Below are 21,916 nucleotides of genomic sequence, written 5' to 3' on the forward strand. Positions count from 1 at the left end.
CGACCGACCAGCGCGCGCCGAGCGGGAGGAACACGCTCCAGAAGAGCAGCATGCGCAGCAGGCTGTCCCCCGCGTTCAACACCATCGGGTTCCGGGCTTGCACGGAGAGCAGCAGCAGCCAGGAGACGAGCGTCACCGCCCGCGTTCGATACCCGACGAGGAGGGCGAGGGCGAACGCGCCGGCGACGGCGAACAGCAGCGCCGCGGCCCACGGTTCCCCCGAGAGCGTGTGCGGCAAGGGAGTCGTCGAGTAGTCCACGACGTACGCGCGTCGCGGGAGCACGCCGTAGTCGGTGTAGAAGGCCGTCAGCGAACGCGAGCGCCGCGCGAGGTCGGCGAGCAACAGCGTCGCGAGCCCGATCCGAAAGGCGGCGAGCGCGCGCAGGTCGACCGCGACCCGCGCGGCGAGCGCCGCGGAGAGCCGATCGACGGCGTTCGAGAGTCGGGACCGAGCGGTGTCGGTGGAGGGCGTTCGTTCCATAATTTCGTAGCGGAGAGTTCAGCAGGAATCTCAGTTCGGCCGGCATAAGCTTGTTGTATATTGAAACGTTCGTTTGACTCTCGCCGCGTCGGCCGCGAACGGGATACAGTCGGGGCCGCGGCGACCGGAAGCGTGAACTGGGGCGGGCGCGTACGACCATACCGATGGACGCAGAGACCGCTGAGGCCGACGCGATCGTGCTCTTCGACGGCGTCTGCAACCTCTGTAGCGGGTTCGTGCAGTTCATTCTCCCGCGCGATGACGAGGGCAAGTACCGGTTCGCCTCACTGCAGTCCGACGTCGGACAGGCGCTGCTGGCCGAGCACGACCTGCCGAGGGACGAGCTCGACTCGGTCGTCCTGATCGAGGACGGAGAGAGCTACGTCAAGTCGGCGGCGATACTCCGGATCGCGACGGGACTGGGCGGTTTCTACCGGCTCCTCTCGCCGTTCCGGTACCTGCCCCGATCGGTCCGCGACCGTCTCTACGACTTCGTCGCCGACCACCGATACCGGTGGTTCGGCAAGAAGGACCGGTGTATGATGCCGTCCGAAGACGTCCAGTCGCGGTTCTTGGAGTGAGCGGGCTCGCTCGGGCCCCTCGCGCTGCGACGGCTACCTGAGTGGCTCATCGCTCGCTGACTCGGTATCCGTCCTTCAGAAAGCGGGCCGGGCGCGATTTAAACGCCTCACGCCGTGTACCCGCCGTACACGGGCGCTCGGCAGGTGATGGATACCGGGAGATCGCTGTTGGTGAGCTGAGCGCGAGGCCCACCAATGACAACCGATCTCAAGCCGATCGATCCGCAGGAAGCAAAGGAGTGGTATCTCGAAAACCGTCGCGGCGAATTGGCTGACGCGACCTACAAGGCGCACAAGTATCGACTCTCTCCCTTCGTTGAGTGGTGCGATACCGAAGGAGACGTGAGCAACATGAACGACCTGAGCGGTCGGCACTTCCACCAGTACAAGAAGTGGCGGCGAGAGAAGGGCGACTGTAACAAGGTCACGATGGCGACGCAACTGAGTACGCTCAAGATCTTCATCGACTTCTGCGAAAGCATTGACGCTGTCCGTCCCGGTCTATCCGACTACATCGATCCGCCGACGATGAAGAACAAGGAGGATGTGAACGACGACTACGTCGATGCGGAAACTGCTCAGGCGATTATCAACTATCAACGGAACTTCAACTACTCTCAACGCGAACACGTCATCTTCGAGCTATTGTGGCACACGGGGATGAGAAACGGTGCGCTCCGGGCTATCGATCTCGACGACTACGACGAGGATGAGCGTACTCTCGAAGTACATCACCGTCCGGATCGAGGAACCCCGCTAAAGAACGGGAAGGAAGGCGAGCGTGTCGTCTCTCTCAAGCCGAAGGTCAATCAGATCGTGCGAGATTACATCGATCACCACCGGTTCAGTAAAACGGACGAATCTGGACGTGAGCCGCTACTGACGACTCGCCAAGGGCGGATCTCTAAGACTTCAATCCGGAGCAACTGCTACCGGGCTACTCGTCCCTGTGAGTATGGGCTTGACTGTCCCCACGACAGGAACCCCGACGACTGCGACGCCGCAAGTTCCTATCACGCGGCCTCAAAGTGTCCGTCTTCTCACGCATCGCACTCGTTGAGGAAAGGGGCAATCACGCACGCGCGAAGGAGCGAAGTTCCGATTGAGGCAGTATCCGAACGGATGGATGTGAGTGCAGACGTGCTGAAGAAGCACTACGACAAGCGTACGAAGAAACAGGAGATGAAGAACCGACGAGGGTACTTCGATAACATCTGACACGACGTGTGTTGGCCGTGGAGTCACTTCTCTCGGAGTGGAAAAGATCCTACACTCACTGTAGATCTGTTTTGGACACAACTCAAAGTAACTACCAAAGATTTTTGACTAATCAGGATTAGGATAGTCATATGTCAGAGATTTTCCGTCGTGAAATTTTATCGGGAGGAGTAGCTATTGTCTCAGCAGGGCTTGCTGGATGCTCATCAAGTGGAAACGGAGGATCAGGTGATGGCGGAGTAGAACCCAACCCGTGGACGGAGGTACTGGATGACCGCATAACCCTAAACGAAGACGGGTATCAAACCTGGAGTTGGGATATTGATGAATCCACAGAAATTTCTTGGGAAATGACCGTTCGCAGTGGGCCAGATATAGATTTTTTCGTGATGGAGTCTACAGAGTTTGACGAATATCAGGCAAACAACCGTTTCAAAACATACGTCGATGGGTACGGTGTATCGGACTCAGGCAATGGGGTTCTACCAGAAGGAAACTATCGCTTTGTTCTGGATAACACTACTGCGGGAAATGTTGAGCCACCAACAAATTTCGACGATGACGTGGCAGATGTTGAGCTGAGAGTCGAAGCAAGATCTGCCTGATAATTTCCTCACACCTCCGGAGCCGGTAACAGAATCGTTTAAAAATTATATCGACCCCAGATGTGATCGACTCGCTCTCATTTGAGAGCCTTCGCGGGATTTGACCGATTTATTTGTCGCTCACCTTTGCGTTGGGGTTCGGCTCTTCGAAGCCTTCGCGGTAGCACGGCCAGCAGGGAAGGTCGCCTGATAGTTCCGCACAGTCGCACTCCTCGCGTTCATCCGCGTCGAGAGGCAGAGGATCGGCGTCGTCTCTCTCTGTTGTAGTTCCCCCGTCAGCGCGGAGTCGATCTTCCAACGTCTGCCGGGTGGTTTCCCCACCGTCCACCGTGGGGATTGGGCAGTCAACAGCGGCTTGTAAAATCACCGGGCCGGCGACCGTCGCAAGCGCGACCTTGTGCTTACAGTCGTACTCCTCGTTGTACTTGTCTGCCGGACATTCGCACTCCGCCGGAACGAGGAGGCCGTCCCGATCTTCGACGCCGACGAGATAGCTGTGATCCTCTTTCTCGAACCCGTATGCGGCGTTCGTCACACGGACGAGATGAGGCGCTTCTACGCCGAACTCCCACGCTTCCCATCCGACCCGCTTCGATGTTTTTGCGCCGAAACTCAGTTCATTGACGATGCTCTTATCAGCCGCAGAGTTGTTGTCTGTCATGCTTCGGTAGCCCGAAGCGCGGTCGTGTGTTCCAGCACACGGCCATTTCTGCGATGGCAACCCGCGCTTCTACTCAGTAGTCTCTCAGTCACCCAATTAATAGTTCTCATATATGGGAGTGTTCCCGAATACGGACACCAATAAATAACGCGCGTACGTAGGAGTATGTATGGCACGACGCGCTCTGTTGACAGATCGAGAGCGGGAACTCATTGAGGGAGAGAGTGAGTCAGATGACGACCTCCGGTATCAGGCAATCTCCCGCGTTCGTCGGAAGATCGAAGACGAGATGACGACCGACGTGGAGATACTACGAGAGCATCATCCCGATCTCTACGACGAACTTCGAGAGGCCGTGTGCGATCCGGAGTGAACCAGCGCATTGAGGCGGGGGAGGTAAGCGTCTCAATGAGGTGAACCACCGGATAGAACAATGGCCGGATGGGCCCTTGACGTATATAGGTAAGTCCCTCCGAGAGATTTCTCGTCTGAGGTCAGGAATTTGGGTTACTGAACGCGCCGATATCCCCCTCATAGAGTTCTCGGAAACAGAGAGTATGGAGGGTCGTACGGAGGTCGCCAGATAGGCAGACAAATTACAACGGACTTAGTCGTCGGTATCAGGAGATCTTTCTTTTAGTTTCTCAACTTCCGATTCTAACTTGTCAATTTCCGAATTGAGATCACGTATATCGGAGGCCAAAGAATATCCGTAGAGCATGAACAAAATGGTGAGCGAATATATTAGTAAGCTAAGGGGAATTGGAATCGTAGTGTTCAGATAAGCTGGTTCCATGCGAAAGCGAACGATCTGAGCCACTCGTCGGCAGTTTCTGCTTTGGCGTTGCTAAAACAGTTTGAGAAACTGGTAGTTCTGCGTTTTATCTCACGAAAGACACGTTCGACGCTGTTCCGATTTCCATGTCGTTCATATTTGAAATCGAGGTCGTGTTTGCGACAGGCTCGCTGAAGTGAAGCTGATCCATCGACGAGAACTGTTGCGTCATCTATGTCGTGTTTGTCACGGAGGTCAGCGAAAAACCGATCTGCGAGAGCGTTATTTGTCGTTGTCTCAAGCTGTGTATGGAGCAGATCGTTTGATTCGGGATCGACAGCAGCGTACAGCCAATAGTGTTCATCGTCAAGTCGAATCACAGTCTCATCGACCGCAACGTGATTCGGGCTCCGACCAGATTCTGGCTGTAGATCGGCCTTGTGAACCCAGTTATGAACGGTGGAACGAACCCGATGAACACCGAATACCTCAAGAAACGAAACAGTATTCGAAAGCGATAATCCAGACAAATGAAGCTGAATACTGAGCTTCATCAACAGCCGCGGTGTTGCTTCTCGCTCCACAAACTCTAAGTCGATCTCGTCTAAACAGCCGTTGAGGCGGTCGTTTTCGGGCATGAATCACTTTGAAAACGCACCGCCTCACCTTTCAATCCTTATCTGAACACCGCCATTGGAATCAAACGAAGCCTTATGCCGCTTATATAAGCTGCTTGGCCCCAAAAGGTCGTGAAAATAGTACTTCCAACAATATTAGCAGCTTGAGCTACTATAACAAAAATTATTCCGGGGATTGTAGCTTGAATATATACATTCTTACTCTTTGTTCATTGACTGAAACCTAACATATAGTGATATATACCATATAACAGCCCACTGATTCCTTCTCGTGTTGATTCGGCAGCTTTATCGAGATGATCTGGATCTTCAGACATTCTTTAATATCTATGACATTAAGTGATAAATAAATTGTGCTGTCGGAGTCCGTGAATACGGTAGGAATCTAAACGTGGTCAAGGAATCATCCCGATACGTTTTGACGGAGTGACCAGCCTGTTTTTGATGCATAGGGACTGCATCCTCTATTGGTGAAGTAGGTTGCTGGAGAAGCGTCCAGATAGACTCTCCAGTATTTAAACACATTGGGGCGAAGAACTGGCTTCACTTCCCCTCGAAACTATTCCGACTCCATCAGACAACTCCGTGAGAATGGCCACAAGGAGGCCGAAAAGAAACTCCTCTCACAGTACGTCCCATTCCTCTCGGAAGTAGTCAGCGTCGTACTTGGAGCTACCACGTTCTATAGGATAGTCACGCAACTCGTCGGCAAGTTGAATGAGTTCCATGAACTCTTCTTTTTCGTGAGTTCGATCTTCAAACGCCGGAAGAACTTCATCGAGGAAAAACTCTGCTCGTTCTCGCTGTTGGACAAATCCATCAATGATTGGTTCAATAAAATTACGAATACTTTCTATGTTTTCAATCACTAATCGGTTTGTCGTTTTGGTTTCATCTATTCGATACCGGACTCCCATTTTATCAGTATATTCATCAACCATCCCAAAGATCGACTCGATATTATTAGGACGGGTGAGATAAACTACTGGGATTATTTTATATCCGATTTTTCGCTGGGAGCTTTTTTGAATTTTTGTAGTGAATGTTCCTACAGTATCAACTACTCCGGAAAGATACCACATCCAATGTTCTTCCATGCGATACCATCTCGTTCTACCGTGTTAATGTTGGCACACCATCTGCTCTTACCTTCTTAGAACAAGATCCAGCAGGCATAGAGTAGTGCCAAATTGGAATCATAGGCGCTCACGGCAGTCACTTGCTTTTGTCACGTGGTTCTATAGCGTACAATCGAGATTCATCGCGGAACAAAACTGCTACCTGAGTGGCTTGCTGTTCCTTCCAAGGAACCGTACATTGAGGCGGAGAAGTTCTTCCTGCTCAATACGCTAAAATATCGAACGAGTAAACCAACGGATTATCACGTTCCATGTTCGGGAGTCTCCTGCGGAGACCAATCCCGCCCTCAAAGTACCGTTTTTCGGAAGTCCTCCTATACTACATTATACCCTACCTTCCGAAACTACTCAGACAATTCTACGTGTCCGTACTTCTGTGCTTTCTCCAGACGAACATTCGAGAAATGAAACGCACCACCACGACCCGCAGTTCGTTTATCGAGATACCCCTGTTCGGCAAGTGTCTTGAGGTGTTCTCGGGTAGACTTCTTGGAGATGGTCACACACTCAGCTACCTTTCCGACCTTCCACTCCAAGGCCTTCCAGTCGTCGAAGTTTCGGATTGCCTCGATCACCTGTCTCATTCCGTTCTTTCGGGTAATCCACGAGTCAACGGTAGCGAACCTTTTCTTCGCCTCTACCCATTCCGGTAGTGCTGACGTGTGGACGTACACGGTTGCCCCTTTTTTTCCGTGTTCCTCGGTACGTCCGAATCGCATAGCTGCTTGGAGAACCCTGTTTTGGATCTCTGCTTCCATCACACGATTTCCGAAGGAGCCATAGTCGGTATTCTTGCCTTCAGTGTCATCCCGTCGCTCTACGGAAATATCAGCCAATGCGCCCCACTTCTCGATTACGTCGTCGCCCGGATGGGGATTTCCGAGAATAACGCCGACCCTTGTCGTCCCGAGGGTGTTGATACCCTTCAGACCGCCATAGTTCTTTGTCTGCGTGACCAATGAGTTCAGACCGTGATTTTCGTACTGTTTGAGGGCACTCTTGGAGGTGATAATCCCGGGGTTTCTGCCCTCAACTTCTGCGATCTTTTCGACAATGGGAATATCGACGGTTGGGGACACTCCCTCTCCACCCTGATAGGCGTTCCAGTTGTCTGTGGTCTGGATGAGGTCAAGTCCGAGGACATTCTCAAGATATAGCCGCCTTTGGTCATCATCGAGAAGAGGAATCCGCTCAATATCTGCTCCCATTACGAGTTCCCACAGTTCGATGACCGGCGTTCCATCAAGGACAACAACACTCTCCGCTCCTTCGAAGTCCGGAGGCAAGAGGAACGACCATTGGTGATCGGTATTCCGAGCAGCTACTTTTCCACGCCCGAGGTCAGCAAATTGCCATCGGTTATCCAGACGTTCCTTCTCAAGGTTCGCCCGCGTCATCAACGGGGCGAGAGCATGTGCTGACGAGTTTGAATTTCGGAGAACGTGGGTAGCGTCATACTCAGACCAAACGTCCTCTGTCCACGCTTCGACTTCGTCCTGAAACTCTGATTGCCGTTCAAGCAATTCAGCGTAGTCCTGAAACGGTAGGCGGTCTTCCTGTTGAAGATATGCCGTTACAGCCGGTGGGACGTGTCCTGTGAACTCTTGTACGAACGCGTCACCCGGGAACTCGTCGATCGCGACGTACCGTTCGTCAGTCCAGTCGGTCTGGTAGGCATGGAGATAGTGGCCAAGGAGAACATCGTAAGCGTCTGTGTCGATGTTGAGCTTTTGGACGTAGGAACACTCTCGATCATGTTGGCAAGGCAGATCACTACTGATCAACTTGCTGGCCTGCTGGTGAATCCTCTCTCCCCTGATTCCCTGCCGGTACAAGCCAAGAAGTTCCTTTGTGCGTTCATCCGCAGGGTCTCCGTCGTCGTCAAGTGATACACTCTCGCAGTCTCGGTGGAACGACGGAAGGCGTTTTGCCGAGAGATTCAGTTCAGCGCACCAGTCCTCATACTCGTCCAAGAGATCGTGATGGGGGGCCAAGACCGTTATTTGATTATCCGTTTTAGCCCCCCACCGGAGAACTCCAAAACTCTTGCCCGAGGCAGGAAGGGCCTCAATGAGCGCAATCTCTGAGATGGAGAATCCCTGCTGAATCACGTCGTCACGGCGAGATCGAACACGTTCTTTGGTCAGTTCTTCCGCCAGTTCAGTTGGTGTAGATGTTTCTGTAGACATACGATTGAAATGAAGTACGAAACGCGGGACATACTCTCACCCTCAATGCATCAACACACCGAGAGAAACACCCATAACTGGGCAAGTGGAGAGTCCCGCGAGAATCTGTCTTCACTTTAAAGACAACGTCCAAGGGTAAATAGGCACCGGAAAATCGAAGACTGCGTCGATGGAGCCGTCAAATGATCAAAGAGATAGAGGATACTCTTGGGCGCTTGAACCCCCGGAGTTGCGGGCAAGATGTGCTTGGAGAAACGGATCGCTACTCCATCCCGAACTCCTCACCTCGTAGTCCTCGTGGAGATCGACACCAGAATATTCGTCAGCTCATGTGCGCGCTCAATGCAGTCGAATCCGAGATGGATGACTGACTGAACTCGGCTAAGACGTAACTCGGGTATAGCATCGGGTCGCATCACATACGAAACGAACTGACGCCGATTATCGGGGGATTCCCGAACCTTCTAATGACCCTAATGCGTAGGTAAAGGCAGTTCAGCCGCTAACAGCCTGACTCGGCATCCGTCCTTGAGAAAGCGGGCCGGGCGCGATTTGAACACGCGACCGACGGATTAAGAGTCCGTCGCTCTCCCTAACTGAGCTACCGGCCCTCACCGAATTCTACCCGTGTCGACGTAAAAGACCTTTTCATTCGGCGGCGTCGATTCACGCGGTGTCACGGTCATTTCTCGTCGGTGGGTCCCCCTGCCAGCGTCGTCGTCGGAGTCGCCCGAAGCCGGCGCCGCTCCCCGTCCCACGCGGAGAGCGCACTCGTTAAGTGTGGTCCCGGGGAAATCACGTGCAATGAGTAGTGGGGCATCCGGATCCGCGCGGACCCGATACGCGATCCTCGGCTGTGGAAGCGTCGGACACGCCGTCGCGGAGGAGCTGACGGACCGCGGCAAGGACGTGCTCATCCTCGACCGCGACGAGAGCCGCGTCGAGGCGCTCCGCGACCAGGACCTCAACGCCCGCGTGCAGGACATCGCCGAGCCCGACGTGGTCGCGGAGCTCGACGACCGTGACATCGTGCTGATCCTCGCCAGCGACGTCGAGGCGAACAAGGCGGCCGTCTCGGCGGTGCGCGACGTCGGCGGCGACCACTACGTCGTCGTCCGCGCCTCCGACCCCGTCAGCGAGGACGAGCTCCGCGACCGCGGCGCCGACGTGGTGATCAACCCCTCGACGGTGATCGCCGACAGCGCCCTCCAGTCGCTCGAAACCGGCGAGCTGGAGTACATGGCGCGCCAGCTCGCGGAGATCATCGAGGAGGGCGGCGGCCGGATGGCGATCCTGACCCACGACAACCCGGAGCCGGACTCGATCGCGTCGGCGACAGCGCTCCAGGCGATCGCGGACGCGTTCGGCGTCGAGGCCGACATCCTCTACTCGGGGGACGTGGGCCACCAGGAGAACCGGGCGTTCGTCAACCTCCTCGGGATCGACCTCGTGGCGCGGTCGGACGCGCCCGACCTCTCGGAGTACGAGACGGTCGCCGCGGTCGACCTCGCGAAGTCGGCCGACGACGGCTTCGACTTCGACGTCGGGATCGACGTGTACATCGATCACTTGAAAGCGGACGTCCCGTTCGACGCCCGGTTCGTCGACGTGCGGACCAACGTCTCCTCGACGTCGACAATCCTCACGAAGTACCTCCAGGAGTTCGACCAGTCGCCGACCGAGGCGGTCGCGACCGCGCTCCTGTACGGGATCCGCGCCGAGACGCTCGACTTCAAGCGGGACACGACGCCCGCGGACCTGACCGCGGCCGCGTACCTCCACCCGTTCGCGAACCACGACACGCTCGAACAGGTGGAGTCGCCGTCGATGAGCCCCGAGACGCTGGACGTGCTCGCGGAGGCGATCCAGAACCGCGAGGTGCAGGGGAGCCACCTCTTCTCGACGGCCGGCTTCATCCGGGACCGGGAGGCGCTCGCGCAGGCCGCCCAACACCTGCTGAACTTGGAGGGGATCACGACGACCGCCGTCCTCGGGATCGCCGACGACACGATTTACCTCGCCGCGCGCTCGAAGGACATCCGCCTGAACATCGGGAACGTCCTCGACGAGGCGTTCTCGGAGATGGGCGACGCCGCCGGTCACTCCACGCAGGGGTCGCTGGAGATCCCGCTCGGCATCTTCACCGGTATCGAGGCGAGCGGCGAGAACCGCGACACCCTCCTCCACCTCACCGAGGAGGCGGTCCGCCGGAAGCTGTTCGACGCGCTCGGCGTCGAAGGCGGGAGCGGGAGCGACGGCGGGAACGGGTCGTAAGCGGGAGTAAACCAGCTACCGGTTCGGCCACCACCGCCGGATCCGTTTTACTCGTCTGACCCGTACCCGGAGCTACGCGGCTGCGCGATCACCATGCACGTTCCCGAGGACACGCCGGACGCCTGCCCCGCCTGCGGCGATCCCTACGAGTCGGTGTCTCGCCACGCCGACGGGTTCGTCGTCAACCTGCTCGACAACGAGCGGTATCAGCGTGTGTGCTTCGATCCCGCGAGCGACGGCGACGGCCCCGCGCTCGACTGTTATCACCACACCCACCGACAGGCCGGCGGCTCGGCGGGCGAGCGGTCGGAAGGCAGGTAACGTCGCACCCGACGAGCCGTTCGGTCGCCGTCGGTCAGAAGTCGTCGCCGTCGGTCAGAAGTCGTCGCCGTCGGTGATCGAGGTGTACGAGCCGATCAGCGCGCCGGAGAGGTCGACGCCCTCCAGCGTGACGCCCTCGTCGATGACGGAGTTACGGATATCGGAGTCGGTGATCGTCCCGTTCGGGAAGACGACCGAGCGGTCGAGCGTCGAGTCGGTGACGGTCGCGCCCGACATGACGTGGACCACGTCGCCGAGGTCGGACCCCTCGACGGTCGCGTCGTCGGCGACGAGCGTGCCGCCCTCGAGCGCGTACTCGACCGCGTCGAGGTAGCTGTCGGCGGTGCCGATGTCGAACCACGCGCCGTCGAAGGTGAACGCGTGAACCGGGCCGCGCCCCTGGAGCCACTGGAGGAACCAGCCCGGTTCGTCGGGGTTGTTCCCGTCCGAGAGGTACGTCGAGAGGTCGGGGAGCGTCTCCGCCGGGAACGCGTAACACGCGATGGAGACGAGCGTGCTCTTCGGGTCGTCGGGCTTCTCCTGGAAGTTCACGACCTCGTCGCCGTCGAGTTCGACGAGCCCGTACGACTTGGCGCGTTCGCGGTCCTCGACGTCGTAGGCGGCCAGCGTCGGCGCCCCCTTCGACTCGAAGAAGTCGGCGAACTCGGCGAGATCGAAGCTGATCATGTTGTCGCCGGCGACGACGACGAGGTCGTCGTCGACTCCCTCGCGGTCGACGAGCTGTTCGAGCGCCCCCACGACGCCGAACTTCTCGTCCTCCTCGACGGTCTCCTCGACCGAGAGCGTCGGCTTCTCGAACGGGCTGTCGCTGAGGTACTCGTCGAACGTGTCCGCGAACCGCTCGTTCGTGGAGACGAACACCTCGTCGACGCGGTCGTCCGCCTCGAAGTCCTCGAATATCTCGTCGATGACGGTGTTTTCCCCGACCGGGAGGAACATCTTCGGTCGGTGCTCGGTGATCGGCCAGAGTCGGGTGGCGTAACCCCCCGCGAGTACGACGGCTTTCATATCACCCCCGTCTCACCCCGGTGACATACTTCTTTTGCTCGTGTCAACCACCGAAAACGCAGGCGGCGGCTTCGTCTTAGTCGCTCAGGCGTTCGGTGTCGATGCTCACGCCCGGCGGCGTGACCACGAGGAACCCGCGGAAGTGCATCAGCTCGCCGCCCATGTCCTTCACCTCGCGGGCGAAGCCGGCGGCGAGCTCGTTGAGGTCGCCGTCGATCGACAACACCAGCGTGTTCCCGTAGTCGACGCTGCGGACCCACTCCTCGGGATCGGTGGTGCCGTCGAGGACGCCGAGGACGACGTCGCCGGCGGCCGCGAACGCCTCGTCCATCTGCTCTTCGGCGTCGCGTAAGTCGAGGTCCCAGTCGCTCATACCTCAGGGTCGCGAGGCGGCGGCAAAAACGTTCGGACCCGCCGAGTGCGTCGCACGCCGGGCGCCACCGCCCGGTCGCGGAGTCGTTAAGTGCGCTCCGGCCCCAGCGGGCAACATGGAACGCACGCGGCGGTCCCTGCTCGCGGGCGCGGCGTCGGTCGGCGTCGTCGGCGCGGCGGGATGTCTCGGCGGCGGAGGCGGCGGCACTACCCTCGACCTCAGCGGCGTCGACCTCGACACCGGCGAGTACGACTGCGACCTGGCGGAGCCGTCGGACCCGAACCTCGACCACCGGCCGACCCTCGGCGACCCCGAGTCAGACGTGGTCGTTCGGGCGTTCGAGGACTTCACCTGCGGTCACTGTGCGAGCTACACGCTCGATCACTTCCCGGCGATCCGCGAGGAGTACGTCGAGTCCGGCGAGATCCGGTACGAACACTGGGACTTCCCGATCCCCGTCAACGAGACGTGGGCGGTCCCCGTCGCCAGCGCGGCCCGCGGCGTCGGCGCCCGGAACGGCTCCGAGGCGTTCTTCGAGTTCGCCTCGGCGGCCTACGAGTCGCAGGGGAGCTACAGCGGCGAGGCGATCGGCGCCGCCGCCGAGGCCGCGGGCGCTGACCCCTGTGCGGCGATGTCGGACGCGCGGTTCGCGGCGTACGGGGAGGCGTCGGCGGACGACAGGTCGGAGGGAACGTCGATGGGCGTCGAGGGGACGCCGACGATATTCGTGAACGGCGAGCCGGTCGACACCTACGAGGCCGCGACCGTCGGGGCGGCGATCGACGAGGCGCTGTAGTCGCGACGACGACGCCCCTCCCGTATCTCGCGCCGATGACCCCGTAGCGTCGGTCTTTTGCCCGTTCGACTCGTTTTATAAGGCAATGAGCGACGACGACCGCGGGGAGCGACGGCTGCTCGGCGCCGTCGTGCTCGCGGTGCTGATATCGCAGGTACTCCTCTACCCCGGCGTGCCGGACCTCGTGGTCGCCCTCGGCGCGCCGGCCGGCATCGACGCCGGGATGTGGTTCCTCGTCGCGGAGTTCGGCGCCTTCGTCTCCTTCGCGGTCGTCTGGGGGGCCGCCAGCGACGCGCTCGGGAAGCGGGTCCCGCTGATCGTCGCCGGCGCGCTCGGCGGGGCGACCTCCTACCTCGCGCTGGCGGCGGTTCCGGGGCTCGGACTCGGATTCCGAGCCGCCCTCGTCGTCCGCGTCGTCGGCGGTGCGCTCACGATCGGCGCGTTCTCGCTCGCGATCACGTCGCTGATGGATCTGCGCGGCGGCAACGGGCGGAACATGGGCGCCGCCGGCACGGCGATCGGACTGGGCGCGGCGGTCGGCTCCGTCGTCGGCGGCGCGCTCGCCGACCTCGACCCCTTCTACCCGGTGTACGCCGGGGCGGCCGTGCTGGCGGTCGCGGGGCTGCTCGCGTCGACTGTCGACGACTCGACGGCGACGCCCGGGCGGTCGGTCGAGGACAGCCGTGAGGACGCCGGCTTCCGTCACGTGCTCTCGCGGGCCCGGACGACGCGCGGGCTCCTGGTTCCGCTGGCGTTCGGGTTCGTCGACCGGCTCACGGCCGGCTTCTTCGCGCTGGTCGGCGTCTACTACTTCCAGGACCCGGGGACGTTCGGCCTCTCGGCGGCCGGTGCGGGGGCGACGCTCGCGCTCTTTTTCGTCCCGTTCGCGCTGCTCCAGTCCCCGTTCGGATCGCTCTCCGACAGGGTGGGGCGGTTCCTGCCAGTCGTGGTCGGCTCCGTCGCCTACGGGGTCGCCACCGTCGGCGTCGGCGTCGCGCCGGTCTACCCGCTCGCGGCCGGGCTGATGGTCCTCGTCGGCGTCTGCGGCGCGCTGATGGCGCCGGCGACGATGGCGCTCGTCACCGACCTCGTCGAGCCCGAGGCCCGCGGCGCGGCGATGGGGCTGTTCAACGTGTTCGGCTCGCTCGGGTTCCTCGCGGGCTTCCTCGTCGGTGGGAGCGCCACGGAGGCGTTCGGCTACACGCCGGCGTTCCTCGCGGTCGGCGGACTGGAGCTCGCCATCGCGCTGGCGCTGTTCCCGGCCGTGCGGGCGCTCGCGCCGGGCGAGGGCCTGCTCGGGCTCCGCGGCGACGCCGAGCGTTCGACCTCGGAGTAGGTCGCCGAGTCGAGCCTTTTTAAGCCTCGCGCGCCCTCCGTTCGGGCAACCGATGGACATACTCGTCGCGGGCGCGGGCGAGATCGGCCGGTGGATCGCCGACACGGTGTCGGCCGACGAGTCGCCGGTAGAGGCGACGCTCGCGTTCGCCGACCGCGACCCGGATGTCGCCCGCGACGCCGCCGCCTCGCGGGACGCGACGACGGTCCCGGTCGACGGCGACACGACCCACGACGCGGTGTGTCTCGCGGTGCCGATGTCGGCGGTCCCGGCCGCGGTCGAGGCGTACGCGCCCCGCGCGGATCAGGCGATCCTCGACGTCTCCGGCGAGATGACCGACGCGGTCGCGGCGATGCGCGAGCACGCGCCGGGGCTCGAACGCGCGAGCTTCCACCCCCTGTTCGCGCCGCCGCGCGTCCCGGGCAACGTCGCCTGCGTGGTCGACGAGGGCGGCCCGGTCGTCGAGGGGATCGCGGCCGCGATCGAGGCCGGCGGCAACGAGGTGTTCGAGACGACCGCCGCGGAACACGACCGGGCGATGGAGACGGTGCAGGCCGGCGCGCACGCGGCCGTCCTCGCGTGGCGGCTCGCGGGCGACGACGTGCGCGAGGAGTTCCACACGCCCGTCTCGGCCGCGCTCGACGAGGTCGCCGACACCGTCACCGAGGGCGCGCCCGGCGTGTACGCCGAGATCCAGCGCGCCTTCGACGGCGCCGACGACGTGGCCGCCGCGGCCCGCGAGATCGCCGACGCCGACTCGGACGAGTTCGCCGACCTGTACGAGGCGGCGCGCGGCGACCGCGAGGGACGGGAGCGACACGAGTGACCGACCGACGACCACGAGTGAGCAGACCGACGACAACAGTGATTCCATGATAGACAGAGACGCGGTCCGGAACAACGCCAACTACCTGCGCAACGTCAGGCCGATCGACCCCGAGGAGATCGCGGAGTACGTCGAGGGGACGCCGCACCCGGCGGTCGTCCGCGAGACGCTCCGCGAGGAGGCGTTCGACCTCCGGCTCCGCGAGCGGGACGACGGGAGCTTCGAGCCGGTCCCCGAGGGGCCGATCCCCGACTCCGAGTGGTCGCCGACGGCGTTCCCCGAAAATTACGCGTTCGCCCTCGAAGACCTCCTCGTCGCCGAGTTCGGCGCGAACTGGCACCGCGGCGAGTCGGGCGCGGAGCTCCGCGAGGCGGTCCGGCGGCTGAAGACCGACTACCTCTACGAGAACGACGTCGAGTACGGTCGGATGGCGGCGCTCGGCTACGCGATATACCACCTCCCCGCCTACTACGCGACGATCGGGTACGTCCTCGACGACCTCGCGGAGAACGGGCTGCTCGACCGGACGCTCCGCGTCCTCGACGTGGGCGCCGGCGTGGGCGGGCCCGCGCTCGGCCTCCACGACTACCTCCCAGACGACGCCGTCGTCGACTACCACGCGGTCGAGCCGAGCGCCGCGGCCGACGTCCTCGACCGGCTGCTCGACGAGACCGGCCGCAACTTCCGCGCGACGATCCACGAGACGACGGCGGAGTCGTTCCTCGGAACCGGCGGGAGAGACGCGGAGTTCACGTCCGACGACCCCTTCGATCTGGTCGTCTTCGGGAACGTGCTCTCGGAGCTCGCGGACCCGGTGGCGGTGGTCGACGCCGCGCTCGACCGACTCGCCGACGACGGGAGCGTCGCCGCCTTCGCGCCCGCCGACCGCAACACGGCGATGGGGCTCCGAGAGATCGAACGCGCGGTCGTCACGCCGACGACCGGCGTCGAGACGTACTCGCCCACGCTCCGGCTCTGGTCGGACGCCACCCCCTCCGACGGCGGCTGGTCGTTCGACGTCGCCGACGACCTCGACGCGCCCCCGTTCCAGCGGCGGCTCGACGAGGGCGCCGACCGCGGCGCGACCGACGAGCCGGGCGAGTTCGTAAACGTCGACGTGCAGTTCGCGTACGCGATCCTCCGACCGGACGGGAAACGCCGGGTCGACGTCCGGGCGAACGACGGCCGCTGCGCGCGGATGGCGGACTCCGAGGAGCACGTCACCGACCGCGTGAACCTTCTCGCGGTGAAGCTCAGCCACGACCTCAGCGCGGGCGACAACGCCCTTTACCGCGTCGGCGACGGCTCGCAGACCGTGGATCACTACCTCGTCTGCACGCGCGAGACCGTGCTCAACGAGGACCTCCGGCGGGCCGACTACGGCGCGGTCGTCTTCGTCGAGAACGGCCTCGTGCTCTGGAACGACGACGAGGACGCGTACAACGTGGTCGTCGACGACGAGACGGTCGTCGACCTGGTCGCGCCCTGAGGACCGGTCGGCCTCCGTCGCGACGCGACGGCGACCGAACGCCGATCGCCCTCCCCCGGGATCACGGACGACCGTTCGCGGTCGATCCGTTCGGACCGCCGTTCACGGCCGACCCGCTCGGACCGACCTCGTCGCGGACGGCGAAGTAGAGGACCCAGACGACGACGCCGCCGAACAGCGCGGCGAGCGTCCACGCGATCGCGTGGCGGCTGTTCCGGTCCGTCGCGTCCAGATAGACGAGCAGGGACACGAGCAGCGCCGGAACGACCAGTATCCCGAGGAGGAGGGCGGCAACGAGCAGTTCCGGACCGCCGGCGACACCGATCTGCAGGGTGGAGGGCATGCTGTCCTTTCATTTGGAAAATAGGTAAAAAAGGATTACTTCCCGCCGACCGGCTCGATCAGCTCCGGCGCGTCGACTCCGGGCGAGTTCACCCGGCTCGACACCGGGTACGCCGTCAGCTCGTCGGCCGGGTACGGGTCCAGCAGCGCGGCGGCCTCGTCGGGGTCCCCGCGGAGCCACGTCTCCTCTTCGTCCGGTGCCAGGAGTACCGCCATCCGGTGGTGGAGGCCGGTGACGAGGTCGTTCGGCTCGGTCGTAACGATCGTGAACGTCTCCACGGGGCCGTCGGTCTCGCCGTCGTCGCTCTCCGCCGACCCGCCGCCGAACGCCCCGAGCCCAGTCTGCGTCGTCTCGGGCTCGGGCGGCTCCCACCGCTCGTAGAGTCCCGCCATCGCGAACGGCCGGTCGTCCTCGAACGCGACCCGGTAGGGCGTCTTTCCGGAGCCGCCCCGTCCGCCGGATCCGCTCCGCTCACTGGCTCCGTTCGGTCCGCCGCCGTCGACCCACTCGTAGAAGCCGTCCGCGGGGACGAGACACCGCCGTCGCTCGAAGGCGTCGGCGAAGCTCCGCTTCTCGCGGACCGTCTCGGCGCGGGCGTTGATGAGGCCGAACGACTCGTCCGCCCACGAGGGGGTGAGTCCCCACTCCATCCGCGTCGCGGCGGTCGGGTCCTCGTCCGCGATCACCGGGAGCTCCTGGCCCGGCGCGCAGTTGTAGCTGGGTTCGACGCCGCCGAAGTCGGCGCCGAACCGGGCCTCCAAGTCGGCGGCGGCGGTGAAAAGCGTGTAGCGGCCGCACATTGATAGCGGATGTTGGCGCCGCCGATACTTAAGTAACGGTCGGCCTCGGCGTCGGTCCCCACCCGCGCCGCCTCCCGTCGGGTTTTTGCCCGCGCGCCGCCGCGGTCGGGTATGCGCATCGAGAACAGCTTCATCCCGGTCGAGGGAGTCGGCGAGACGACGGAGCGCAGGCTCTGGCGCGAGGGCGTCACCACCTGGGAGGCGTTCGACCCCGCGGTCGACGTCGCGGGCGTCGGCTCGACCACCGCCGACCGGATCGAGTCGTTCATCGCCGAGGCGCTGACGCGCCTCGACGACGGCGACGCGGCCTACTTCGACCGGACGTTCCCGAGCGGGGAGCGCTGGCGGCTCTACGAGAACTTCCGCGAGGAGACCTGCTTCTTCGACATCGAGACGACGGGGCTCGACGAGCACCGCGACCGCGTGACGACCGTGAGCTTCCACCGCGACGGGGAGACGACGACGCTCGTCGCAGGCGACGACCTCACCGCCGACCGCCTGCGCGAGCAGTTCGCCGACGCCAGCCTGGTCGCGACGTTCAACGGCGCGCGGTTCGACGTGCCCTTCTTGGAGGCCTCCTTCGGGATCGACGTCGACACGCCGCATCTCGATCTCATGTACCCCTGCAAGCGGATCGGGCTCTCCGGCGGGCTGAAACCCATCGAGAAGGAGATCGGGATCGACCGCGACCGCCCGGACCTGTCGGGCCGGGACGCGGTCCGGCTCTGGCGCGAGTACGAGCGCGGGGACGCGGACGCGCTCGACACCCTCGTCTCGTACAACCGCGAGGACACCGAGAACCTCCGAACGCTCGCCGACGTCGTCAGCGAGCGGCTCCACGAGGACGTGTTCGTCGGCGCCGCCGCGGAGCGCTAACGAGCGAGGCCCGACGGCTCGACGGCGGCTACGTCGGCTCCGCGTCGGGGTCGACCGGCGCCTCGGCCGTCTCTGAGCCCGTACCGTCCTCCTCACCGTTCCCGTCAGGAGTCGCGTCGGTCTCCTCGGAGACCGACTCGCCGTCGCTCTCCGGTTCCTCCCCCGCGGCCGCCTCCGCGCTGACGATCGGCGGGTCTTCGCGATCCGACTCCTCGTCTGGCACCGACTCCCCGTCGGGGTCCGACGCTTCGTCGGACTCGGCCGCGTCGTCGTCTCCGGCGCTCTCCTCGTCGACGGTGCTTTCTCCGTCTTCAGCACTTTCCTCGCCTCCGGCGCTCTCTTCCTCCCCGGCGCTTTCCTCGTCGCTCTCGGCGGCGTCCTCGCCGTCGTCGGCCGCTTCGCCGCCCTCGTCCGACTCCTCTCCCGCCTCCTGCACCAGCTTCATTTCGCCGCGCGCCCGGAGGGAGCCGTCGATCTCGGCGCCGTCGTGGACGACGAGGTCGCCCGCCGAGACGTCGCCGAGCACCCGCGCGCCGGCCTCGATGGTGACCGTCCCGCCGCGAGTCGTGACGTCGCCGTGGATGACCGTGTCGGCGCCGACGGTCACGCCCTCGCGGGCGCGGAGGGAGCCGAACACCTCGTTGCGCTCGCCGACGTGTACCGATTCGGCCCGGAGGTTGCCGTGGAGCCGGCAGTCGTCCCCGACCGTCGCGGGCGTCGAGACGCGCCACGCGTCGTCGGAGATCTCGGCGCCGCGCGGCACCAACAGGGGGTCGCGCACGTCGTCGCCGTCGGCGAGCGCCTCCGCGAGCTCGTCGGCCGCGTCGGTCTCGCCGACCCGCAGGAGCTGGGAGAGGACGATGAAGTAGAAGACGATCGTTGGGACGGGGTTCCGGATGACGATCCAGCCGTTCGCCTCGAACCCCTCCTCGATCGACACGTCGTCGCCGATGTCGAGGTCCCCGGAGACCATCAGCCGGCCGGTGACGGTGACCCGCTCGCCGAGGTACGCGTCCTCGCCGACGAGCACGTTGCCGTCGACGGTACACCACGTGTCGAGCCGGCAGTCGCCCTCGGCCTCGATGTCGTTCCCGACGCGCACGCGCTCGCCGATGGCGACGTTGCGCCCGCGCAGGCCGAACTCCACCGTCGACTGGCCGCCGACGAGCACGTCGCCGTCGACGACGAGGTCGTGCTCCTCGACGGTCGTCCCGGACGGGACCGCGAGCTCCTCTATCGGACCGTCCCCTCGCAGCGACACACCGGGAGAACTCCCTCCGCGCGTATAAACCGTGTGGGGACGTCCGACGCGCGTCGGACGCCGGCGCGGTCGCGAGAGCGATTGACCTCGCGGCGGGCGCGAGCGGTCGGTCCCGCCCGAGCGGTCGACCCCCAGCGCCGCGCGTGCGACTCCCCCTCGGATCGTCGGCAGGTCACTACCCTTTTGAGTCCGGCGCGGATGGGTCAGGTATGGGATTCGGATCGTACGACGAGAGCGAGCAGAAGAACCAGGACGTTGACACCGACGACGACGCCGCGGTGAACGTCCACGAGCACGACCACGACGGCGAGGTGTCCATCGAAGGCGGCGCGTCCACCGACGACTTGGTCGGGCGGCTCTCGGAGATGAAAGACGACGGCGACGAGGAGTAATCGCCACCGCCCCCTCGCCGAATCGAGACCGGCGACCGGGGACCCGCGAGCGCCGGACCGAGGCCGTGTCACGCTCCTTTTATCCGGTCGACGCCTACGACGGCCCATGAGCACAGACCTGACCTTCACCGACGACGGCGTCGACGTCGTCTACGAGGGGACCGAGTTCGAGCTGGAGAAGGACCTGATCGAGGAGGCGACCGGCAAGGGGTTCCGCGACGTCACCGACCACGAGGTGTTACAGATCGTGGCCGAGGAGCCCGACTTGGACGGCGAGCCCGTCCGGATCGGCGACGTCTTGTAAGGCGGCTCCGCGAAGCGGTACGATTTTACGCGACGGTCGGTTCCGCCGCGGTATGAGTATCGGCACCGTTCTCTCCGCGCTCACGAGTTCGAAACTACGGACCGCTCTCGTCGGGCTGTTGGTCCTCGTGGGTGCCGTCGGCGGCGCGTTCGCCGTCGGGATGCTCGGCGTCCCGAGCGTCGCGACAGTCGACAACACCTTCGGCGACGTGACGAACGAGACCACCGAGGTCGAGATGGACCTGGTCGTCTCGAATCCGAACCCGATCGGCGTCGGGCTCGACGGCGTCTCGGTGAACTACACGGTGTCGATGAACGACATCGAGATGGCGCAGGGCGGTCGCGAGGGCGTCTCCGTCGACGCCGGCAACTCCACCGTCCCCCTCGAAACGGAACTGCGGAACGACGCGATCCCGCCGTGGTGGGTCAGTCACGTCCGCAACGGCGAGCGGACCGAGGTCGGTATCGACGCCAGCGTCACCTCGGACCTGCTCGGGCGGACCGTGGAGTTCAGTCGCGACCGCGAGATAACGACCGACCTGCTCGGCGCCTTCGACTCGAACGAGACCAGACCGGTGAACGCCGACAGCGCGCTGACGGACGATCCCGTCCTCTACGTCAACGAGACGCGGGGCGAGTGGGGGAGCGTCAGCGAGGCCGAGACGCCCATCGACATGGCGTTCACGGTGTACAACCCGAACCTCGAACCGTACGTCGTCACTGAGATCGGCTACGACGTCACGATGAACGGGGTCGAGATGGCCACGGGACGGACCGAGGAGGGGTACGTGATCCCCTCGCGGAGCTCCGAGACGATCGAGTTCACGACCGCGCTCCAGAACCGCCGGCTCGACGAGTGGTGGGTCACGCACCTCGACGAGGAGGTCCGCGGCCACCAGGTGAGCGGTCTCCGGATCGAGTTCTACGCCGTCATCGAGTTCCCGGGCGGAGAGGAGGTCACCGTTCCGCTCGACGAGCTGACCTACGAGGAGACTATCGAGACCGACATCTTCGACGAGGGCGAGGACGTTCGGGGCTCGGGCGACACCGACGGGAGCGGGACCCAGGGCGACGGGTCCGGCACGGACGACACCGACGGCGGAAACGATACCGACGACGGAAGCGCCACCGACGACACCTCGGGAGACGGGGATTCCACCGGCGGCAACACCACCGACGACGGGAACGCAACCGACGACGACACCACCGA

Annotated in this window: 22 protein-coding genes, 1 tRNA gene and 2 pseudogenes; 14 read left to right on the forward strand and 11 right to left on the reverse strand. The window is 63.2% G+C overall.

Annotated features, from left to right (window positions below; translation table 11 throughout):
• Positions 1-481: pseudogene (locus DJ81_RS10020) on the reverse strand (HTTM domain-containing protein); the annotation flags it as partial.
• 164 nt (positions 482-645) lie between these two features.
• Here DJ81_RS10020 and DJ81_RS10025 point away from each other — a divergent pair.
• The 3 genes from DJ81_RS10025 (at position 646) to DJ81_RS18785 (ending at position 2,885) form a co-directional block, all read left to right on the forward strand.
• Positions 646-1,062: a thiol-disulfide oxidoreductase DCC family protein gene (locus tag DJ81_RS10025; protein ID WP_094522369.1), complete on the forward strand. Its 417-nt coding sequence runs from the start codon at positions 646-648 to the stop codon at positions 1,060-1,062.
• Positions 1,063-1,257: 195 nt separating this feature from the next.
• Complete coding sequence (locus DJ81_RS10030) at positions 1,258-2,280, forward strand: site-specific integrase (RefSeq protein ID WP_094589517.1); 1,023 nt, start codon at positions 1,258-1,260, stop codon at positions 2,278-2,280.
• 131 nt (positions 2,281-2,411) lie between these two features.
• Entirely contained in the window at positions 2,412-2,885 is a 474-nt protein-coding gene (locus DJ81_RS18785) for a hypothetical protein (RefSeq protein ID WP_141212564.1), read from the forward strand.
• A gap of 109 nt (positions 2,886-2,994) precedes the next feature.
• On the opposite strand, the gene DJ81_RS10035 is transcribed toward DJ81_RS18785, so the two are convergent.
• Positions 2,995-3,546, reverse strand: coding sequence for an SWIM zinc finger family protein (locus tag DJ81_RS10035; RefSeq protein WP_094589519.1), 552 nt, complete (start codon positions 3,544-3,546; stop codon positions 2,995-2,997).
• 169 nt (positions 3,547-3,715) lie between these two features.
• Between DJ81_RS10035 and DJ81_RS10040 the strand changes: the two genes are divergently transcribed.
• Positions 3,716-3,919: a hypothetical protein gene (locus DJ81_RS10040; RefSeq protein WP_094589521.1), complete on the forward strand. Its 204-nt coding sequence runs from the start codon at positions 3,716-3,718 to the stop codon at positions 3,917-3,919.
• A 404-nt stretch (positions 3,920-4,323) separates the two neighbouring features.
• On the opposite strand, the gene DJ81_RS10045 is transcribed toward DJ81_RS10040, so the two are convergent.
• The 4 genes from DJ81_RS10045 to DJ81_RS10055 all read right to left on the reverse strand — a co-directional run bounded on the left by DJ81_RS10045 (position 4,324) and on the right by DJ81_RS10055 (position 8,898).
• Positions 4,324-4,959, reverse strand: coding sequence for an IS6 family transposase (locus DJ81_RS10045; RefSeq protein WP_094589523.1), 636 nt, complete (start codon positions 4,957-4,959; stop codon positions 4,324-4,326).
• 623 nt (positions 4,960-5,582) lie between these two features.
• The gene (locus DJ81_RS18790) at positions 5,583-6,056 is read right to left on the reverse strand and encodes an LAGLIDADG family homing endonuclease (RefSeq protein WP_141212565.1); all 474 of its coding nucleotides are present in this window, start codon (positions 6,054-6,056) and stop codon (positions 5,583-5,585) included.
• Positions 6,057-6,442: 386 nt separating this feature from the next.
• Positions 6,443-8,287 carry a hypothetical protein gene (locus DJ81_RS10050; RefSeq protein WP_094589525.1) on the reverse strand — a complete coding sequence of 615 codons (1,845 nt, stop codon included), beginning with the start codon at positions 8,285-8,287 and terminating at the stop codon, positions 6,443-6,445.
• Between the two features lie 537 nt (positions 8,288-8,824).
• A tRNA-Lys gene (locus DJ81_RS10055) sits at positions 8,825-8,898 on the reverse strand.
• 193 nt (positions 8,899-9,091) lie between these two features.
• Between DJ81_RS10055 and DJ81_RS10060 the strand changes: the two genes are divergently transcribed.
• Positions 9,092-10,561: a DHH family phosphoesterase gene (locus DJ81_RS10060; protein ID WP_094522368.1), complete on the forward strand. Its 1,470-nt coding sequence runs from the start codon at positions 9,092-9,094 to the stop codon at positions 10,559-10,561.
• Positions 10,562-10,654: 93 nt separating this feature from the next.
• Positions 10,655-10,882, forward strand: a complete 228-nt coding sequence (locus DJ81_RS10065) for a hypothetical protein (RefSeq protein WP_094522367.1) — start codon at positions 10,655-10,657, stop codon at positions 10,880-10,882.
• Between the two features lie 54 nt (positions 10,883-10,936).
• On the opposite strand, the gene DJ81_RS10070 is transcribed toward DJ81_RS10065, so the two are convergent.
• Together DJ81_RS10070 and DJ81_RS10075 are read right to left on the reverse strand one after the other, a co-directional pair.
• On the reverse strand, positions 10,937-11,911 hold the full coding sequence (locus DJ81_RS10070) for a sugar phosphate nucleotidyltransferase (RefSeq protein ID WP_094522366.1): 975 nt from the start codon (positions 11,909-11,911) through the stop codon (positions 10,937-10,939).
• Positions 11,912-11,990: 79 nt separating this feature from the next.
• Positions 11,991-12,284 (reverse strand): annotated as a pseudogene (locus DJ81_RS10075) (DUF5779 family protein); the annotation flags it as partial.
• Between the two features lie 115 nt (positions 12,285-12,399).
• Here DJ81_RS10075 and DJ81_RS10080 point away from each other — a divergent pair.
• The 4 genes from DJ81_RS10080 to DJ81_RS10095 all read left to right on the forward strand — a co-directional run bounded on the left by DJ81_RS10080 (position 12,400) and on the right by DJ81_RS10095 (position 16,731).
• Positions 12,400-13,080: a thioredoxin domain-containing protein gene (locus DJ81_RS10080; RefSeq protein ID WP_094522364.1), complete on the forward strand. Its 681-nt coding sequence runs from the start codon at positions 12,400-12,402 to the stop codon at positions 13,078-13,080.
• An 85-nt stretch (positions 13,081-13,165) separates the two neighbouring features.
• Positions 13,166-14,416, forward strand: coding sequence for an MFS transporter (locus DJ81_RS10085; protein WP_094522363.1), 1,251 nt, complete (start codon positions 13,166-13,168; stop codon positions 14,414-14,416).
• A gap of 52 nt (positions 14,417-14,468) precedes the next feature.
• On the forward strand, positions 14,469-15,242 hold the full coding sequence (locus tag DJ81_RS10090) for a prephenate dehydrogenase (RefSeq protein ID WP_094589527.1): 774 nt from the start codon (positions 14,469-14,471) through the stop codon (positions 15,240-15,242).
• 46 nt (positions 15,243-15,288) lie between these two features.
• Positions 15,289-16,731 (forward strand): small ribosomal subunit Rsm22 family protein, encoded by a 1,443-nt coding sequence (locus tag DJ81_RS10095; RefSeq protein ID WP_094589529.1) that lies wholly within the window; start codon positions 15,289-15,291, stop codon positions 16,729-16,731.
• Positions 16,732-16,792: 61 nt separating this feature from the next.
• On the opposite strand, the gene DJ81_RS10100 is transcribed toward DJ81_RS10095, so the two are convergent.
• Together DJ81_RS10100 and DJ81_RS10105 are read right to left on the reverse strand one after the other, a co-directional pair.
• Complete coding sequence (locus tag DJ81_RS10100) at positions 16,793-17,074, reverse strand: hypothetical protein (protein WP_094526761.1); 282 nt, start codon at positions 17,072-17,074, stop codon at positions 16,793-16,795.
• A 35-nt stretch (positions 17,075-17,109) separates the two neighbouring features.
• Positions 17,110-17,874 (reverse strand): SOS response-associated peptidase, encoded by a 765-nt coding sequence (locus tag DJ81_RS10105; protein WP_094526762.1) that lies wholly within the window; start codon positions 17,872-17,874, stop codon positions 17,110-17,112.
• A gap of 111 nt (positions 17,875-17,985) precedes the next feature.
• Here DJ81_RS10105 and DJ81_RS10110 point away from each other — a divergent pair, with 111 nt between their 5' ends.
• On the forward strand, positions 17,986-18,750 hold the full coding sequence (locus DJ81_RS10110; RefSeq protein ID WP_094589531.1) for a ribonuclease H-like domain-containing protein: 765 nt from the start codon (positions 17,986-17,988) through the stop codon (positions 18,748-18,750).
• Positions 18,751-18,778: 28 nt separating this feature from the next.
• On the opposite strand, the gene DJ81_RS10115 is transcribed toward DJ81_RS10110, so the two are convergent.
• Entirely contained in the window at positions 18,779-20,011 is a 1,233-nt protein-coding gene (locus DJ81_RS10115; RefSeq protein ID WP_094589533.1) for a polymer-forming cytoskeletal protein, read from the reverse strand.
• A 209-nt stretch (positions 20,012-20,220) separates the two neighbouring features.
• On the opposite strand from DJ81_RS10115, the gene DJ81_RS10120 reads away from it, so the two are divergent.
• The 3 genes from DJ81_RS10120 to DJ81_RS10130 all read left to right on the forward strand — a co-directional run.
• Positions 20,221-20,403: a DUF5786 family protein gene (locus DJ81_RS10120; protein WP_094522356.1), complete on the forward strand. Its 183-nt coding sequence runs from the start codon at positions 20,221-20,223 to the stop codon at positions 20,401-20,403.
• Between the two features lie 106 nt (positions 20,404-20,509).
• Positions 20,510-20,707 carry a DUF5800 family protein gene (locus tag DJ81_RS10125; protein WP_094522355.1) on the forward strand — a complete coding sequence of 66 codons (198 nt, stop codon included), beginning with the start codon at positions 20,510-20,512 and terminating at the stop codon, positions 20,705-20,707.
• A gap of 52 nt (positions 20,708-20,759) precedes the next feature.
• On the forward strand, positions 20,760-21,916 hold a 1,157-nt coding region (locus tag DJ81_RS10130), incomplete at its 3' end, for an LEA type 2 family protein (RefSeq protein WP_094589535.1).

Origin of the sequence: Halorubrum sp. Hd13 (genome assembly GCF_002252755.1) — an archaeon.
Taxonomy (GTDB): domain Archaea; phylum Halobacteriota; class Halobacteria; order Halobacteriales; family Haloferacaceae; genus Halorubrum.